Annotated in this window: 17 protein-coding genes; 8 read left to right on the forward strand and 9 right to left on the reverse strand. The window is 72.4% G+C overall.

Annotated features, from left to right (window positions below; translation table 11 throughout):
• The first annotated feature begins 11 nt into the window (after positions 1–11).
• From ACIBQX_RS42675 to ACIBQX_RS42690, 4 genes are read left to right on the forward strand one after another with little or no spacing between them, the layout of a single operon-like run.
• Positions 12–1,031 (forward strand): 3-oxoacyl-ACP synthase III family protein, encoded by a 1,020-nt coding sequence (locus tag ACIBQX_RS42675; RefSeq protein WP_397015044.1) that lies wholly within the window; start codon positions 12–14, stop codon positions 1,029–1,031.
• Between the two features lie 5 nt (positions 1,032–1,036).
• Positions 1,037–2,767, forward strand: a complete 1,731-nt coding sequence (locus ACIBQX_RS42680) for a fatty acid CoA ligase family protein (RefSeq protein ID WP_397015046.1) — start codon at positions 1,037–1,039, stop codon at positions 2,765–2,767.
• A complete protein-coding gene (locus ACIBQX_RS42685; RefSeq protein WP_397015048.1) occupies positions 2,764–3,750 on the forward strand; it encodes an NAD-dependent epimerase/dehydratase family protein in 987 nt (328 codons plus the stop codon). Before ACIBQX_RS42680 ends, ACIBQX_RS42685 begins: the two co-directional genes overlap by 4 nt.
• Positions 3,747–4,661, forward strand: coding sequence for an alpha/beta fold hydrolase (locus ACIBQX_RS42690; protein ID WP_397015050.1), 915 nt, complete (start codon positions 3,747–3,749; stop codon positions 4,659–4,661). Before ACIBQX_RS42685 ends, ACIBQX_RS42690 begins: the two co-directional genes overlap by 4 nt.
• A 15-nt stretch (positions 4,662–4,676) precedes the next feature.
• On the opposite strand, the gene ACIBQX_RS42695 is transcribed toward ACIBQX_RS42690, so the two are convergent.
• Entirely contained in the window at positions 4,677–5,618 is a 942-nt protein-coding gene (locus ACIBQX_RS42695) for an alpha/beta hydrolase (protein WP_397015052.1), read from the reverse strand.
• A gap of 25 nt (positions 5,619–5,643) precedes the next feature.
• Between ACIBQX_RS42695 and ACIBQX_RS42700 the strand changes: the two genes are divergently transcribed.
• Positions 5,644–5,937: a MarR family winged helix-turn-helix transcriptional regulator gene (locus tag ACIBQX_RS42700; RefSeq protein ID WP_397015054.1), complete on the forward strand. Its 294-nt coding sequence runs from the start codon at positions 5,644–5,646 to the stop codon at positions 5,935–5,937.
• A gap of 231 nt (positions 5,938–6,168) precedes the next feature.
• Here ACIBQX_RS42700 and ACIBQX_RS42705 read toward each other — a convergent pair whose 3' ends face one another.
• Entirely contained in the window at positions 6,169–7,032 is an 864-nt protein-coding gene (locus ACIBQX_RS42705; RefSeq protein ID WP_397015056.1) for an SDR family oxidoreductase, read from the reverse strand.
• Between the two features lie 131 nt (positions 7,033–7,163).
• Here ACIBQX_RS42705 and ACIBQX_RS42710 point away from each other — a divergent pair, with 131 nt between their 5' ends.
• Positions 7,164–7,559, forward strand: coding sequence for a winged helix-turn-helix transcriptional regulator (locus ACIBQX_RS42710; RefSeq protein ID WP_397015058.1), 396 nt, complete (start codon positions 7,164–7,166; stop codon positions 7,557–7,559).
• A gap of 2 nt (positions 7,560–7,561) precedes the next feature.
• Here the strand turns inward: ACIBQX_RS42710 and ACIBQX_RS42715 are convergent, their stop codons facing one another.
• Genes ACIBQX_RS42715 through ACIBQX_RS42725 form a run of 3 tightly spaced genes read right to left on the reverse strand, consistent with a single transcriptional unit; the run spans position 7,562 to position 10,784 of the window.
• Positions 7,562–8,008 carry a response regulator gene (locus tag ACIBQX_RS42715; protein ID WP_397015060.1) on the reverse strand — a complete coding sequence of 149 codons (447 nt, stop codon included), beginning with the start codon at positions 8,006–8,008 and terminating at the stop codon, positions 7,562–7,564.
• Positions 8,005–9,612, reverse strand: a complete 1,608-nt coding sequence (locus tag ACIBQX_RS42720) for a CHASE3 domain-containing protein (RefSeq protein WP_397015062.1) — start codon at positions 9,610–9,612, stop codon at positions 8,005–8,007. Before ACIBQX_RS42720 ends, ACIBQX_RS42715 begins: the two co-directional genes overlap by 4 nt.
• The gene (locus ACIBQX_RS42725) at positions 9,609–10,784 is read right to left on the reverse strand and encodes a PP2C family protein-serine/threonine phosphatase (protein WP_397015063.1); all 1,176 of its coding nucleotides are present in this window, start codon (positions 10,782–10,784) and stop codon (positions 9,609–9,611) included. The genes ACIBQX_RS42720 and ACIBQX_RS42725 overlap by 4 nt, the downstream gene beginning before the upstream one ends.
• 298 nt (positions 10,785–11,082) lie before the next feature.
• On the opposite strand from ACIBQX_RS42725, the gene ACIBQX_RS42730 reads away from it, so the two are divergent.
• Together ACIBQX_RS42730 and ACIBQX_RS42735 are read left to right on the forward strand one after the other, a co-directional pair.
• On the forward strand, positions 11,083–11,505 hold the full coding sequence (locus ACIBQX_RS42730; protein WP_397015064.1) for a YciI family protein: 423 nt from the start codon (positions 11,083–11,085) through the stop codon (positions 11,503–11,505).
• A 9-nt stretch (positions 11,506–11,514) separates the two neighbouring features.
• Complete coding sequence (locus ACIBQX_RS42735; RefSeq protein WP_397015066.1) at positions 11,515–12,753, forward strand: RNA polymerase sigma factor; 1,239 nt, start codon at positions 11,515–11,517, stop codon at positions 12,751–12,753.
• A 33-nt stretch (positions 12,754–12,786) separates the two neighbouring features.
• Here the strand turns inward: ACIBQX_RS42735 and ACIBQX_RS42740 are convergent, their stop codons facing one another.
• From ACIBQX_RS42740 to ACIBQX_RS42755, 4 genes are all read right to left on the reverse strand, one after another.
• Positions 12,787–13,080: a DUF6204 family protein gene (locus ACIBQX_RS42740; RefSeq protein WP_397015068.1), complete on the reverse strand. Its 294-nt coding sequence runs from the start codon at positions 13,078–13,080 to the stop codon at positions 12,787–12,789.
• Positions 13,068–13,718, reverse strand: coding sequence for a TetR/AcrR family transcriptional regulator (locus ACIBQX_RS42745; RefSeq protein WP_397015071.1), 651 nt, complete (start codon positions 13,716–13,718; stop codon positions 13,068–13,070). Before ACIBQX_RS42745 ends, ACIBQX_RS42740 begins: the two co-directional genes overlap by 13 nt.
• Positions 13,719–13,794: 76 nt before the next feature.
• The gene (locus ACIBQX_RS42750) at positions 13,795–14,316 is read right to left on the reverse strand and encodes a pyridoxamine 5'-phosphate oxidase family protein (RefSeq protein ID WP_397015073.1); all 522 of its coding nucleotides are present in this window, start codon (positions 14,314–14,316) and stop codon (positions 13,795–13,797) included.
• A gap of 89 nt (positions 14,317–14,405) precedes the next feature.
• A complete protein-coding gene (locus ACIBQX_RS42755; protein ID WP_397015075.1) occupies positions 14,406–15,353 on the reverse strand; it encodes a DUF418 domain-containing protein in 948 nt (315 codons plus the stop codon).
• Between the last annotated feature and the right edge of the window lie 34 nt (positions 15,354–15,387).

Here is a 15,387-nt window from a genome sequence, read left to right on the forward strand (position 1 = left end):
GGAGATCCGCCATGAGCACCATCCATACCCGGCTGGCCGGTGTGGCCGCCCATCTGCCCGAGACCACGATGTCCACGACGGAGCTGGAGGACCTGCTCGCCGAGCGCAACCCCGCTCTGGAACTGCCCCGGGGCGTCATCCACAACGGCAGCGGGGTGCGCCGCCGGCACCTCGCCGCACCCCACGAGAGCCCCTCGGACCTGGCCGTCCAGGCCGCCCGGCGGCTGCTGGCGGAGCACGACCTGCGCGCGGACGACCTCGACCTGATCATCTTCGCGGCGGTGACGGTCGATCTCATCGAGCCCGCCACCGCCCACATCGTGGCGGCGAAGCTCGGCGCGAGCTGCCCGGTGTTCGACGTGCGCAACGCCTGCAACAGCGTGCTGAACGCGATCGAGGTGGCCGACGCGTTCATCTCGGCGGGCCGGTACCGGAGGGTCCTGATCTGCAGCGGCGAGCTGCCCACCGCCTTCATGCCGTGGACGCTCTCCAGCGCGGAGGAGTTCTTCACCATCGGCGCGGCGTACACGGTCTCCGACGCCGGGGCCGCCCTGCTGCTGGAGCCCGCGACGACGCCGGGGGTGCTCGCCCACCGGTTCGCCGCCCACTCCTCCGGCTGGGACGCCGCGATCGTGCCGCTCCTGAACGTGACCAGCGATCCGGCGGCCGACTGGCCGGTCATCCGGCCGCTCACCGTCGACGGGTTCAAGCTGGCGCGCGGCATCGAGCGGACCGACCACGGCGTCTTCCACAAGCCGCTCAGCGACCTCGGCCTGACCTGGGACGATTTCGCCGCCATCTGCGTGCACCAGGCGTCGCTGCCCGCACTGTGGAAGTTCTGCGACCACGTCGGGATACCGCAGGGCAAGGTGGTCGTCACCATCGCCCGGCACGGCAACCTGGTCGCGGCCACGCTGCCCGTCCAGCTCGCCCAGGCGGTCGCGGCCGGGCGGGTGCGGCGTGGCGACCTGGTCGCGCTGGTGGGCCTGGCCAGCGGGTTCAGCGCCGGCATCGTCGTTGTGCGGTGGTGACGCCGGTGACGCCTGACACCATCCCGCCCGTCAGCGAACTCGTCACCCGCGCCCGGCGCTGGGTCCTCGACCGGCCCGGCGTCATCGCCTGCCAGGTCGGCGGCCGGAGCCCCGAGGTCGTCAGCTACGGGGAGATGGCCAGGGCGGTGGAGGAGACCACGGCCGCCCTGGCCCACGCCGGGATCCGGCCCGGCATGCGTACCGTGGTGCTGGTGTTCCCGGGGGTGGAGCTCGGGGTGCTGGCGTTGTCGCTGCTGGGGCTGGGGGCGGTGCCGGTGATGGTCGATCCGGGCCTGCCGTACGCCGCCGTCCGGCGCTGCCTGGACCGGGCCGCCCCCGAGGCCTTCATCGGCGTGCCGCTCGCCCAGGCGGCCCGGCTGGTGCTGGGCTGGGCCCGGCACAGCAGCCGCATCACGATCACGGTCGGCCCCGGCCGCCTGTGGCCGGGCCGGACCCTCGCCACCCTGCGAGCCGCAGCCGGCCACCCGCCGGGCACCACGCCAGCGGACTCCCCGCCGTCAGGCGGTTCCGAAGGCGAGCCGGAAGACAGGTCGGGAGGCGGGGCGCTGTTCGGTGGGGTGCGGCGGCGGGGGCCGGGGCCGGACGATCTGGCGTTGATCGCGTACACGTCCGGGTCCACCGGGCCGCCCAAGGGGGTGCCGCTGCGGCACCGGCACCTGACCGCGCAGCTCGATCTGCTCAGCGGGCTTGAGGTCGTCCGGCCAGGCATGCCGGTGTTGTCAACGTTCATCCCGTTCGCCTTGGGAGCGGCGGCGCTCGGCGCGACCGCCGTGCTCCCCGACCTGGACCCGAGGCGTCCCCTGCGGGCCAACCCGTCGACCCTGGTCGCGGACATCCAGCGGTACGGCGTGACCAGCGTGTTCGCCGCCCCGGCCCTGCTGGACCGGCTGGCCAGGCACTGCGTCGAGCGGGGCGTGGTGCTCGGCACGGTGGAGAGCGTGGCGGTGGCGGGCGCGCCGCTGCCGCTGCCGACGCTGGGACGGGTGCGCGCCTGCCTGCCCGCCGGCGCGCGGGTGCTGTCGGTGTACGGCGCGACCGAGTGCCTGCCGGTGGCCGCCATCGAGGGCCGTGGCCTGGTCGCCGGGCACACGGCGAACCCGGGGGCGGGGACCTGCCTGGGCCTGCCGGTGCCAGGAGCCGAGGTCCGCGTCATCGGCGTCACCGACGACCCGATCGGTCAGTGGAGCGACGACCTGCCCGTGCCGCCCGGCGTGGTCGGGGAGATCGTCGTCGCCTCCCCTGCGGTCAGCGACCCCTATCTCGACGATCCCCGGGCCACCGAGCTGGCCCGGATCGGCGACGGGGGCCGGGTCTGGCACCGCATGGGCGATCTCGGCCACCTGGACGAGCAGGGACGGCTTTGGTTCGCCGGCCGTAAGTCCGAGCGGGTCCGTACCCGGGACGGCGACCTGTGCACCGACCACGTCGAGTCCCTGCTCGCCGGGCTGCCGGGAGTGCGCCGTACCGCGCTGGTGGGCGTCGGCCCGGCCGGCGCGCAGCGGCCCGTCCTGGTGGTGGAGCGGGAGCCGGGCGCCCGGCGCGCCCGCGTGCGAGCCGCCGTCCTGGAGGCGGCCGGGCGGCATCCCCGCACCGCCGAGCTGCGGGACGTGCTGTTCCATCGCGGCTTCCCCGTGGACGCCCGGCACAACAGCAAGATCCGCCGGGGCGTGCTCGCCGTCTGGGCCGCCCGGCGGCTGTGCGGGGAGTGGCGATGAGGGTCCTGGTGACGGGCGGCGGCGGTTTCCTCGGCCTGGCCGTGTGCCGGCGCCTGGCCGCCCGTGGCGACACCGTGCACACGCTGCACCGCCGCTACCACCCCGAGCTGGGCGCGCTGGGCGCCGTCCAGCATCTGGCCGACATCCGGGACCGGACGGCGGTGCGGGACGCGGTCAGCGGATGCGAGGCCGTCGTGCACTGCGCCGCCAAGGCCGGCGCGTACGGCCTTGACCGCGAGTTCCAGGAGATCAACGTGTACGGCACCCGCAACGTGCTGGACGCCTGCGAGCGGAGCGGCGCGCGGCTGGTGCACACCTCCTCGCCCAGCGTGGTGCACGCCGGGCGGGATCTGGAGGGCGTGGACGAGTCCATCCCCTACGCCCGCCACTTCCCGGCGGCCTACCCGCGCACCAAGGCCCTGGCCGAGAGGCAGGTCCTGGCCGCCACCGTCCCGGCCGTCGCGCTTCGTCCGCATCTCATCTGGGGTCCCGGCGACCCGCACTTCCTGCCGAGGTTCGCGGCCAACCGTCACCGGCTGTGGCTGCTGGGCGGCGCCGACAAGACCATCGACACCGTCTACGTCGACAACGCCGCCGACGCCCACCTGCTGGCCCTGGACCGGTTGTACGCGGGCTCGCCGCTGTGCGGCCGGGCGTACTTCATCACCCAGGGCGAGCCGTGCGGCTTCGGCGTCTGGGTCAACGCGCTGCTGTCCGCGGCCGGGCTGCCGCCGGTGCGCCGCAGGCTGCCGGTCGTCCCGGTGCGGCTGGCGGCCGGGCTGCTGGAGCTGGCCTACGGCCTGGCCGGGGCGGCAGGGCTGCGCGGCGAGCCGCCGCTGACCAGGTTCCTGGTGGAGCAGGCGTCCACCGCGCACTGGTTCGACATCTCCGCCGCCCGCCGCGACCTCGGCTACCGGCCGCGCGTCAGCATGGCCGAGGGCCTGGCCCGCCTCACCGCCCACCTCTCGGAGGCCGCCCGGTGACCCGGTTCCCCGGATACCCGTTCACCTCTCACTGGTACGCCCACCCCCACGGCCTGCGCCAGCACTACCTGGACGAGGGGCCTGGCCCGCCGGTGCTGTTCCTGCACGGCAACCCCTCGTGGAGCTATCTGTGGCGGCGGCCGATCCTGGCGCTGCGGGACCGCTACCGGTGCCTCGCCCCGGACCACATCGGCATGGGCCTGTCGGACAAGCCCGCCGCCGGCCGCTACCGCCACACCCTCGCCTCGCGCGTCGACGACCTCGACGCCCTGACCGGCCACCTCATCGCGGCCCAGGGCGTCCCCGAGCACGGCTGGACGCTGGTCATGCACGACTGGGGCGGACCGATCGGCATGGCGTGGGCCCGCCGGCACCCCGACCGCGTCGCCCGCCTGGTCGTGCTCAACACCGCCGCCTTCCCCAACCCGCACGGCCGGCGCGTGCGTCCCGAGCTGCGGCTGCCTCTCTGGCTGCTGCGCCGCACCCCGCTCGGGGCCCGGCTGTTCCTGCGGCACAACGCCTTCGCGCGCGGGGCCACCTGGCGTCCGCTCGGCGTGCGCCGCCGCATGCCGGCCGCCGTGCGCGCGGCGTTCCTGGCTCCGTACACCCGGCCCGAGCACCGGCTCGCCATCCAGCTCTTCGTCCACGACATCCCGCTCACCCCCCGGGACCCGGCCTGGCCGATCCTGTGGGACACGGGCCGGGAGCTGGACCGGTTCGCCGATCGGCCCGCCCTCATCGGGTGGGGGCTGCGCGATCCGGTCTTCGACCCTGCCATGCTCGCCGAGTGGCGCCGCCGCCTGCCGCGGGCCCGTACCCACGTCTATCCCCATGCGGGCCACTACGTGCTGGAGGACGTCCACGAGCAGCTCGTGCCCGCCATCCGCGACTTCCTCTGGGACACCGGCTGAGGCCCCCTCGGTGGTTCAGCTGCCCAGGGCCGCCTTCAACACCGCGATGGCCTGGGCCGTGGCGGCCCGCGCGGCGTGGGTGTCGCGCACCGGGTTGAGCATCATGAAGTCGTGGATGATGCCGTTGTAGCGGACGCTGGTGGTCGGGACCCCGGCCGCCGTCAGCTTGCGGGCATAGGCCTCGCCCTCGTCGCGCAGCACGTCGTTCTCGTCGACGATGACGAAGGCCGGTGGCAGACCGGCCAGCTCCTCCGGGGCGGCGCGCAGCGGTGAGGCGGTGATCTCGGCGCGCTGCGCGGGCTCGGGGGCGTAGGCGTCCCAGAACCAGGCCATGCCCTTGGCCGTCAGGAACGGGCCGTCGGCGAACTCGCGGTAGCTGCCGGTGTCCTGGGCGGCGTCGGTGACCGGGTAGTACAGCGACTGCTGCACGAAGGTCACGTCGCCGCGCCGCTTGGCGAGGATGGTCAGCGCGGCGGTCATGTTGCCGCCGACCGAGTCACCGGCGACTGCCAGGCGGGACGCGTCCAGGCCCTCCTCGGCGCCGTGCCGGGTGATCCACTGGGCGGTGGCGTAGGCCTGCTCGATGGCCACCGGGTACCGCGCCTCGGGCGAGCGGTCGTACTCCACGAAGACCACCGCGGCCCGCACGCCGACGGCGAGCTCGCGGACGAGGCGGTCGTGCGTGCCGGCGTTGCCGAGGATCCAGCCGCCCCCGTGGACGTACAGGATCACCGGCAGCATGCCGTCCGCGCCGGTGGGCTTGACGATGCGCACGCGCACGTCGCCGACCTCGGCCGGCACCGTGATCCACTTCTCGTCCACCTCGGGCTTGTCCACCGGGGCGGCCTGAATGTCGTCGAGCGCCTTGCGGGCGCCGTCGGGCCCCAGCTGGTAGAGGAACGGGGGCTTGGACGTGGCGTCCTGGAGCCACTCGGGGCAGTATCTGGTCCTAGCCACGCTCTGGGAGCACGGCGACCTCCCGGTGCGCGACCTCATCCAGCTGCTCCAGCTGGACTACGGCACCATGACGCCGCTGCTCAAGCGCCTGGAAGGCCGCGGCCTGCTGCTCCGCACCCGCAACCCCAGCGACGAGCGCACGGTCATCGTCAGTCTCACCGACGAGGGCGACGCCCTCCGTGCGCACGCTCCCCGCATCTACCAGGCGATCTGCGACATCTTCGACTTCACCCCCGAGCGCGCGGTGGCCGCCCAGACACTCCTCCAGTCCGTCGTCGACCGCGCCAACCAGGCCACGGAGGGCGTACCGGCGACCTGAACCTCATGGTCGGCGGGCGGCCGGCGTGAGGTCCTCCAGCGAACGCCCTGATGTACAGCGCCGCGCTGGGAAGCCCCTCTCAAGCCGCCCTCCAACTCCTGCGCATGCGTACCCACGAGCCACTACCGGCCGAGGACACACCTTTTCGTAGCGGGGCGGGCGGCTGAGCGCGGCGGCGGCGGGCGCTCACCACGCCGTGCCGCCGTCCCTGGGTTGAAGCAGGACCTCGCGTCAGCTCTGCCCCAGGGCTGACGTGATCGCGTCGGACAGGGTGGTGGTGGGGCGGCCGATGAGGCGTCCCAGGTCGCCCGAGTCGGTGAAGAGCTCGCCGCGGCCGAGCCCCAGGTCGGCGTCGGCCAGGACCTCGGCGTAGTCCTTCGGCAGACCCACGGATGTGAGCAGCTCCGCGAACCGCTGGACCGGCATGTCGTTGTAGACGATCTCGCGGCCCGAGGCGGTGGAGAGCCGGGCGGCCAGCTCGGCGAGGGTGAACGCCTCGTCGCCGCCGAGCTCGTACACCGCGCCCGCGTGCCCCTCGGTGGTCAGCACGGCGGCGGCCGCCTGGGCGTAGTCGGCCAGGGCCGCGGCGCTCACCCGGCCGTCACCGGCGCTGCCCGCCACGCTGCCGCGCTCCAGGTAGCCGGAGAGGCCGGAGGTGTAGTTCTCCAGGTACCAGCTGTTGCGCAGGAAGGTGAACGGGGTGCCGCTGTCGCGCAGGTACCGCTCGGTCTCGCGGTGCTCGGCGGCGAGCCGCATGCCGGCGGTGTCGGCGTGGGTGATGCTGGTGTACGCCACCAGGGAGAACCCCGCCGCGCGGGCGGCGTCGATCGCCGCGCGATGGCCGGCGAGGCGCCGGCCGACGGTGCTGGTGGAGACGAGCAGCAGCTTGTCCCCGCCCGCGAAGGCCGCGGCGAGCCCGTCGGGCTCGTCGAAATCGGCCCGGCGCACGGTCACGCCCCGGTCGGCCAAGTCCTTGATCTTCTGGATGTCCCGGCCGGTGGCGACGATCTCCGACGGGGTGACTCCCCGCTCCAGCAGCGCCTCGACGACGAGACGGCCGAGCCGGCCGGTGGCCCCGGTGACGACCAGTGACATGCGTGTGCTCCTCAGCATTTCGGACGAAGGGCGCGCCTCGCGCCCCTGGCACAGGACAGTAGACCGCCTGTACTCTCCAAAGGGAAGTGGCCACCTTCAAGTTAGGTACGAACCGGATGGGAAGTGTCCAGGTGGAAAAGCAGCCATGGGATCCATACGCGCACAAGTGCCCGTCGCGTGAGTTGCTCGACCGCATCGGGGACAAGTGGACCGTGCTCGTGCTCGGCGCGCTCGGGGAGACCCAGCCTCAGCGGTTCATGGCGCTGCGCCGGCGGCTCACCGGGGTCAGCGAGAAGATGCTCACGCAGACGCTGCGCGGCCTGGAGCGCGACGGGCTGATCCACCGCACCGTGTTCGCCACGGTGCCGCCCCGGGTCGAATACGGTCTCACGCCGCTCGGCGAGACCCTGCGCCCCGTGCTGGCCGCGCTCAAGGAGTGGTCGGCCGAGCACATGGCCGACGTCCTCGCAGGCAGGGCCGCGTACGACGCCGCCAAGGGAGAGGACCTCAGCGACGCGCGCGTCTGACGTCAGGTGTGGGTACGGCCGGGCAGGCGCACCACGGTGACGAAGAACTCGTCGATCTGCCGGATGACGGACATGAACTGGTCCAGGTCGACGGGCTTGGTCACGTACGCGTTCGCGAACAGCTTGTAGCTGCGCAGAATGTCCTCTTCGGCGGAGGACGTGGTGAGGATCACCACGGGAATGGCCCGCAGCTCCGGATCGCTCTTGATCTTCTCCAGCACCTGACGGCCATCGTACTTGGGCAGGTTGAGGTCGAGCAGGATCAGATCGGGCCGCGGCTTGCCGGCGTGCTCGCCCCGCTGGTAGAGGAAGTCGAGCGCCTCCAGGCCGTCGTGGGCGACATGGAGGGTGTTGCCGATCTTGTTGTCCTCGAACGCCTCCCGCGTGATGAGCTCGTCGCCGGGATCGTCCTCGACGAGGAGCACCTCGATGGGCTGGCCGATGGTCATGAACTGATCCCTCTCGTGGTGCTGGTGGCGGCGGCGAGGCGGGTCTCCGACGACGGTGTGTCCGTGCGGAGCGTGAAGCAGATGCGGGTGCCGTCGCCGCTGTAGGAGGTGTCGAGCCAGATGCGCCCGCCGTGGTTCTCCACGATCTTCTTGCACATGGCCAGCCCGATGCCCGTGCCGCTGTAGGCCTCGCGGCTGTGCAGGCGCTGGAAGATGACGAAGATCTTGTCGGCGAACTCGGCCTCGATGCCGATGCCGTTGTCCATCACGCAGAAGCGCCACTCCTTCTCCTCCACCTGCTCGCACTCGACCCGGATGACCGGCGGGCGGTCGGGGTGGCGGAACTTGACGGCGTTGCCGATGAGGTTCTGCCAGAGCAGGGACAGCAGGGTGGGGTCGCCGGTGATCTTGGGCAGTGGATCGGGCCGCTCGATGACCGCGCCGGTCTCCTCCAGGGTGGCCGCCAGGTTCTGCAGCGCCTTGTCGAGCTTGAGCTCCATGTTGACGGCCCTGCGGGCGTCGTAGAGGCGGCCCACCCGCGAGTAGCTCAGCAGGTCGTTGATCAGCCCCTGCATGCGGGTGGCGCCGTCGACGGCGAAATGGATGTACTGGGCGCCGCGCTCGTCGAGCACGTCGCCGTAGCGCTTGGCCAGCAGCTGGCAGAAGGTGGCGATCTTGCGTAGTGGCTCCTGCAGGTCGTGGGAGGCGACGTAGGCGAACTGCTCCAGCTCGGCGTTGGAGCGGCGCAGCTCGACCGCCTGCGCGTCGAGGTCGGCGGCCTGGCTGCTCAGCGTGGCCTGCTGCTCTCGCGAGGACTCCAGCGCCGCGACGATCCTGGTGCGCATCGCCTCCACGTCGAGGGCCACCTCACGGATGTCGGCGGGGCCGTGCGCGGGAATGTGGTGGTTGAAGTCACCCGCCGCCACGTGCCGGGAGGCCACCCGCAGCTCGTCCAGCGGCCGGCCCACGGCCCGGCGGAGCAGCACGGCGATGGCGACGCCGAAGATCAGGAAGAAGATCGGCATCGCGATGAACGCCCAGTTGCGCAGGTTGTCCACGTAAGCCAGCTCGGACCTGGCCTCCTGCCGTGCCACGGAGAGCCGGTCGTTCTGGGCGGCCAGCAGGTCGCGGACCTTGTCGAAGGCGGGCTTGCCGCTCTCCGCCCGCGCCGCGGTGATGTCCTTGCCCGCCTCCTTGTCGGCGATGAGCGGCTCGGCGTACTCCTCGCGCCACGCCGCGGCCGCGTCGCGGATCTCGTGCAGGCCGTTGACGAGCCCCGGCCGGTCGCGCAGCAGGCTCTCGATCCGCTCGTACTGCCGCTGCTCCGCCGCGATGCCACTGGCGTACGGCTCCAGGAACTGCCGGTTGCCGGTGAGCAGGAAACCGCGCACGCCGGTCTCCTGGTCGACCAGGAGCGTCTGCAGCTCCGTACCCTCGATGCGGGCGGGCGAGAGGCGGTCGATGAGGTGGTCGGAGAGCCCGTTGGTGCGCTCCAGCATCACCGCGCCCACCACGGTGCAGATCCCGACGACGATGGTGATGGCGGCGATCATCACCACGAACCAGTGGTGGACCGTCAGCCGCCGCCAGCCGCTCCCTGTCATGAGTCCTCTCTCCAGCGAAGGTGGACGACGGCCACGTCGTCGGCGGAGGCGTTGGGGGCGGTGGCCTCCTCGGCGCCGGCGATCAGCGTGTCCACGAACTCCTCCCCGCCGAGGTGCGCGCACCGGCGGGCCACGTCCAGCAGGCCCTGCTCCCCCAGCCAGCGGGGCTCGGCGCCGGGCAGGCGCCGCTCGAACAGCCCGTCGGTGAAGAGGGTGAGGCCGCCGCCTTCGGGCAACTCGATCACGCCCTCGCGCCACTCGGCCTCGATGGGCAGCCCCAGCGCGGGGCCGTGCCCCGGCTCGGCCCAGGACATCTCGTCACCTGCGTGCACCAGCAGCCCCGGATGGCCGGCCCGCCACACCCTGACCGTCCGCTGGTCGGGCTCCAGCATGAGGGTGGACACCGTCGTGAAGACCTCGGAGTCGCCCCGCTCGGCCCGCAGGATCCGATCGAGCCGGCCCAGCAGCGCCGCGCCGGTCAGCCCGCTGAGGACCAGCGTCCGCCAGGCGATCCGCAGGCACACACCCAGCGCCGCCTCGTCCGGCCCGTGGCCGCAGACGTCGCCGATCACCGCGTGCACGACCTTGTCGTCGGCCTCGACCACGTCGAAGAAGTCGCCGCCGAGCGTGCCCGAGACACGGCTGGCCCGATAGCGGGTCGCCACCTCGATCGGCATGTGCTGCAGCAGCGGGGTCGGCAGCAGGCCGCGCTCCAGGCGGGAGTTCTCCTTGGCGCGCATGCGTTCGGTCTGCAGCGCGACCGCCGCCTGCTCGGCCTGCTTGCGCTGGATCGCGTAGCGCAGCGCCCGGCCCAGCCACTCGCCTTCGACCTGGCCCTTGATCAGGTAGTCCTGCGCGCCGGCGGCGACGGCGGCGAGCCCCGCCCGCTCTTCTGAGCGGCCGGTCAGCACCACGACGGCGGCGTCACCGCTGGCCTCGCGCATGACCGTCAGCGCCGACAGGTCGTTCGCGTCGGGCAGGCCCAGATCGAGCAGCACGCACTGCACCCTGTGCCCGGCCAGCACCTGCCGCGCCTCGTCCAGGGAGCGCGCCCACTCCAGGCGCACCGCCACGGCGCTGTCCTCCAGCAGTTCCCGTACGATCAGCGCGTCCTCGGGGTCGTCCTCGACCAGCAGGACGAGCGGCAGAGCATGCGGATCTTCGTGGGCCATGTCGGCACCGCCATCCCTTCTTGACAGCGCCGAGCGCTGGTCGTCCGCCACCCGTGAACGGACAGTGCACAGGAGATGCTCGCCAGAAGCGCGCCTAAAAGCCCATCCCATAACTATCTGGACACAGCATAAGGCTCCTCCGGCATCGCTCACGGCGTCAGGAGGGCAAGCTCTCCCTGAGACCATGAGGGCCGAATCGCAGGCTTTCTTCCGGGCACGGATGTCCGGGCCGGGCGGCCGGCTCCGACGTCTCCGGCGAGCGGCACCGAAGGAGCCGCCGACGGAGAAGGGAAGAACCATGAAGTACATGATCATGATGTACGGGTCGCAGCAGGACTTCGACATGCTGTCCGGCAAGCCCGGCGAGGGCCCCGCCTGGACGGGCGAGGACCTTGAGGCGCTGCACGCGTTCATGACGGAGTGGAACGGCGACCTGGTCCAGTCCGGGGAGTTCGTCGACGCCCAAGGGCTCACCGCACCGGTGCACGCCAGGCGGGTGCGGCTGAAGGACGGCGTCCCCGTCGTGACCGACGGCCCGTACGCCGAGACGCAGGAGGTCCTGGCCGGGTACACGATCGTCGAGTGCGCGAGCTTCGACCGGGCCACCGAGATCGCCGCGCGCCTGGCCGACACCCCGCACCCGGAGGGCACGGTCCTGCAGAACGAGTGGTACGTGGACATCCGCCCGATCGTCGACTCGTTCGCCGACCTGGAAGGCTGACCCACCGCCGTGACCGCCGACGGTGTCGAGGGCCTGCTGCGCGAGTCGGCGCCGCAGGTCCTCGGCGCGCTGGTGCGACGCTACGGGCACTTCGACACCGCCGAGGACGCGGTGCAGGAAGCGCTCCTGGCGGCCTCCGTACAGTGGCCACGAGAAGGCGTGCCGGACAGTCCGCGCAGCTGGCTGATCACCGTCGCCTCGCGCAGGCTGACGGATCTGCTCCGCGCCGAGCAGGCGCGCCGTCGGCGCGAGGACACCGTCGCCGGGTGGCGGCTGCCCGGCGAGCGGTCGGCGCCCGCCGCCGACCGCTCGCCGGTGCCGGCCGACGACACGCTCGTGCTGCTGTTCATGTGCTGCCACCCGTCGCTGTCCCCGGCCTCGCAGATCGCGCTCACCCTGCGCGCGGTCGGCGGGCTGTCCACCGCGGATATCGCCCGCGCGTTCCTGGTTCCCGAGGCGACCATGACCCGGCGCATCAGCCGGGCCAAGCAGCGGATCAAGGACAGCGGCCTGCCGTTCGCCATGCCGCCGGCCGCCGAACGCGCACAGCGGCTCGGCGCGGTGCTGCACGTGCTCTATCTGATCTTCAACGAGGGGTACGCCAGCACCTCCGGCCCACTGCTGCAGCGGGTGGAGCTGTCGGTGGAGGCGATCCGGCTGGCCCGCACGGTCCACCGGCTGATGCCCGGCGACGGGGAGGTGGCGGGGCTGCTCGCGCTCATGCTGCTGACCGACGCCCGCCGCCTGGCGCGCACCGGGCCCGGCGGCGAGCTGATCCCGATGGCCGAGCAGGACCGCGGCCTGTGGGACGCCGCCCAGATCGCCGAGGGCGTGGCGCTGGTCTCGGCCGCGCTCCCCCGGCGAGAGATCGGCCCCTACCAGCTCCAGGCGGCCATCGCCGCGGTCCACGACGAGGCGCCGAGTGCGCGGGAGACCGACTGGCCGCAGATCGTGGCGCTGTACGAGGTGCTGATGCGGATCGCGGACAACCCCGTGGTGAGGCTGAACCACGTCGTGGCGGTGGCCATGGCACGTGGCGCGAAGGCCGGGCTCGACCTGCTGGACGAGCTCACCGCCGACGAGCGGGTGGCCGGCGACCACCGGCTGTACGCGGTCCGCGCGCACGTGCTCGAGATGGCCGGGGACCGGACGGCGGCACGGGAGGCCTACGAAGCGGCCGCCGGGCGGACGACCAGCCTTCCCCGGCAGCGCTACCTCCACGGCAGGGCCGCCCGCCTGGCGGACTGATATCCGCAGCGCCCAGTGCCGACTTCCTGAAGCTCAGCCGCGCCCCTTGCGCCGGATCTTGATGGCCCGCATGTCCGTCACCGCGACCCGGAGCAGCCGGTAGGGCAGGCCGTGGGCGTCCAGGGCGGCCAGCGCGCTCCGGGTGGCCTCGGCCTCGCCGTCGTCGGGGCTCGCCGGCACCTGGCAGCGGAAGGTGAACGCCGACAGGGCGTCGTCGTGCGTGAACGTCCCCTCCTCGGTGAAGGCGGTCCGGCTCGCCGCCAGCACCGCGTCCCGGCCGGCCTCGCTCAGCCCCTCGAACGCGCCGGAAATCGTCACTCTGAACATGGTCGATCCTTTCGTACGGCATAGGAGAGGACGCGCTCGCCGAGCGTGTCCTCGATGACGTCCAGCAGCTCCAGCACAGCCTCGGCGATCACGTCCGGGCTCTCCCCCGCCGTGGTGCGCCTGCCGATCTCCGTGAAGACCAGCGCGTGCAGGGAGCCGAGCTGCCAGGCCACCACCCTGGGCAGCGGGTCGCCGGGCGCGGCCCCGGTCTCCTCGGCCAGCGCCAGGGCGAGCGCCTCGGTCATCTGCCCGCCGAGATCCTCGAGCCTGGCCGCCAGCGTGGGCGCGGCCCGCATCATCTCGAAGACCCGGCCGAACCCCTCGGTCAGGCCGAGCTTGCGATCCCGGCCGCGGACCTCCTCGCGGAGCCGGTCGAGGACGGCCCGCGCGGCGGCCGTACCAGGTGGGCGGTCGCGCACCATGACGGCCAGCCGCTGTGGCGAGGCCTGGTCCGGCGGCAGGACAAGGTCCTCCTTGACCTGGAAGTAGTTGTAGACGGTGTTGACCGACACCTCCGCCGCCGCCGCGACCTCGGCGATCGTGACGTGGTCGAACCCGCGCGCCACGAACAGCCGCATGGCGCACTCGGCGATGTGCTGCCGAGTCCGCACCTTCTTCCGCTCCCGCAACCCGCTCATGAGGCGAAAGCTTAACCCCACTCCAAACTTGGAGTCGACTCCAAGGATGCGGCGGTTGACCGTACTCGACCCATGGTCAGCTCGCGGTGAGCTTCGCGAGATCGGCGGCGTAGACGGTCATCCAGTGCGGATGCAGCCGGTAATAGACCACGTCGTCGTCCCAGTCGAAGGCGTCTTCGCCGTAGAAGTCCTTGAAGTACGCGAGCAGGTACGGCCAGTCCGCGGCCGGTTCGCCGTCGCGGGGATTGAGGATCTCTACCTTCCCGTGCGTGAACACGCCCAGGTCCTCGCCACGCAGGTGCGCGGCGCTGGCGGCGGGCCGGGCGGCGAGATGGCGGGCCTTGGCGGCGCTGCGCGCGGTGCCGAAGTGCCACTTGCCGTGCAGGAAGTGCCCGTCCGCACCGCTGATCCGCGGCTCTCCCGCCGCCGTCACGGTGGACAGGGCGAGGGTGCACATGCCGGTGAGAACCTGGGTGAGCCGCTCCGCGGTCAGGGTGTGCTCACCGCTGATGATCGAGCGGAGGTGCGAGGTGGAGCGAGCAAGGGAGGCGTCCAGGAGCGCCTGCAGCTCTTTGAGCTCTTCTGGTGTTTCGCGCATGGTGGTCCTTGTCTGTCCGTGGGCCGGTCGACCGATCGATGACACATGCTCGCCCCGAATCCCGACACCTTGTGTCGCATTTCTGCCCTTCAGTTCGTGAGGATGCGCAACGGTGAGCGGTGCAGCCAGGTGGCCCAGCGCCAGAGCCATTCGACGGGGCCCTGGCGGTAGCGGCGCAGCCAGAGGATGGCGAACAGCCACTGGGCCGCGAGGATGGCTCCCGCGGTCAGGTACGCCACCGTCAGGGACCGGCCGATCGGCACGCCCAGGAGGTGAACGGCCGCCAGGACGAGGAGGGTGGCGGTCAGATAGTTGGTCAGCGCCATCTTGCCCAGTGGCGCGAAGACTGCTCGCAGCGCCGGTCGCAGCGGCGTTCTGAGCAGGACCAGCAGGGCGCACACGTACACCCCGACGAGCAGCAGATCGGCGAGGCCGGCGGCGAAGGACGGCTGCGCCCCGGACTGTACCCACCGGGCGGAGGCCGCCGCCGCCGCGAAGAGCAGGCCCAGCAGGAGCGGTACTCGGGTGGACCGCTCGATCCGATCGATCACCCCGTATCGGACCAGGGCCGCGCCCAGCAGGAACAGCCCGGCGATCAGCAGGGGTCCGCCCATGCCGAAAGCCAGCGCCGCCGGGATGAGCACGGCGGCGAGGCCCGCCATGGCCCACCGCGGCAGCCAGGTCGAGGGCAGCAGCACCAGCAGGCCGACGACGGCGTAGGAGGAGAGGATCTCGCCGCGCCACAGCAGCGCGTGCACCAGGCCGATCGCGAGCAACGCCACAAGCCGGCGCAGCAGGACCAGCCGTGGACGGGGAGCGCGGCTCGTGGCGGAGCCCAGCAGCAGCGCGAACCCGATGCCGAACAGCAGGGAGAAGATCGGCAGCCCGAGCCAGGGATCCCAGTCCCCCATGGGCTGAACCGCGACGGCGGAGGTGCCGCCGGCTATGAGCTGGATGTTGGCGAGCAGGATCTCGCAGAGCGCGAACCCGCGCAGGACGTCGAGCGCGTCGATACGCGACCGGCCGGGGGCGGTCATCGCGGGGCCTCCCCCGCCGTCGCCTCTGCGCGGG

It is taken from the genome of Nonomuraea sp. NPDC049714, from assembly GCF_044465295.1.
In the GTDB taxonomy this organism is placed as follows: domain Bacteria; phylum Actinomycetota; class Actinomycetes; order Streptosporangiales; family Streptosporangiaceae; genus Nonomuraea.

Bases quoted from the DNA above. Each gene is read 5' to 3' on its own strand.
- ACIBQX_RS42675 (WP_397015044.1), top strand. From the start codon at position 12: ATGAGCACCATCCATACCCGGCTGGCCGGTGTGGCCGCCCATCTGCCC.
- ACIBQX_RS42685 (WP_397015048.1), top strand. From the start codon at position 2,764: ATGAGGGTCCTGGTGACGGGCGGCGGCGGTTTCCTCGGCCTGGCCGTG.
- ACIBQX_RS42705 (WP_397015056.1), bottom strand. From the start codon at position 7,032: ATGTCACTGGTCGTCACCGGGGCCACCGGCCGGCTCGGCCGTCTCGTC.
- ACIBQX_RS42715 (WP_397015060.1), bottom strand. From the start codon at position 8,008: ATGACCATCGGCCAGCCCATCGAGGTGCTCCTCGTCGAGGACGATCCC.
- ACIBQX_RS42720 (WP_397015062.1), bottom strand. From the start codon at position 9,612: ATGACAGGGAGCGGCTGGCGGCGGCTGACGGTCCACCACTGGTTCGTG.
- ACIBQX_RS42725 (WP_397015063.1), bottom strand. From the start codon at position 10,784: ATGGCCCACGAAGATCCGCATGCTCTGCCGCTCGTCCTGCTGGTCGAG.
- ACIBQX_RS42730 (WP_397015064.1), top strand. From the start codon at position 11,083: ATGAAGTACATGATCATGATGTACGGGTCGCAGCAGGACTTCGACATG.
- ACIBQX_RS42740 (WP_397015068.1), bottom strand. From the start codon at position 13,080: ATGTTCAGAGTGACGATTTCCGGCGCGTTCGAGGGGCTGAGCGAGGCC.
- ACIBQX_RS42745 (WP_397015071.1), bottom strand. From the start codon at position 13,718: ATGAGCGGGTTGCGGGAGCGGAAGAAGGTGCGGACTCGGCAGCACATC.
- ACIBQX_RS42750 (WP_397015073.1), bottom strand. From the start codon at position 14,316: ATGCGCGAAACACCAGAAGAGCTCAAAGAGCTGCAGGCGCTCCTGGAC.
- ACIBQX_RS42755 (WP_397015075.1), bottom strand. From the start codon at position 15,353: ATGACCGCCCCCGGCCGGTCGCGTATCGACGCGCTCGACGTCCTGCGC.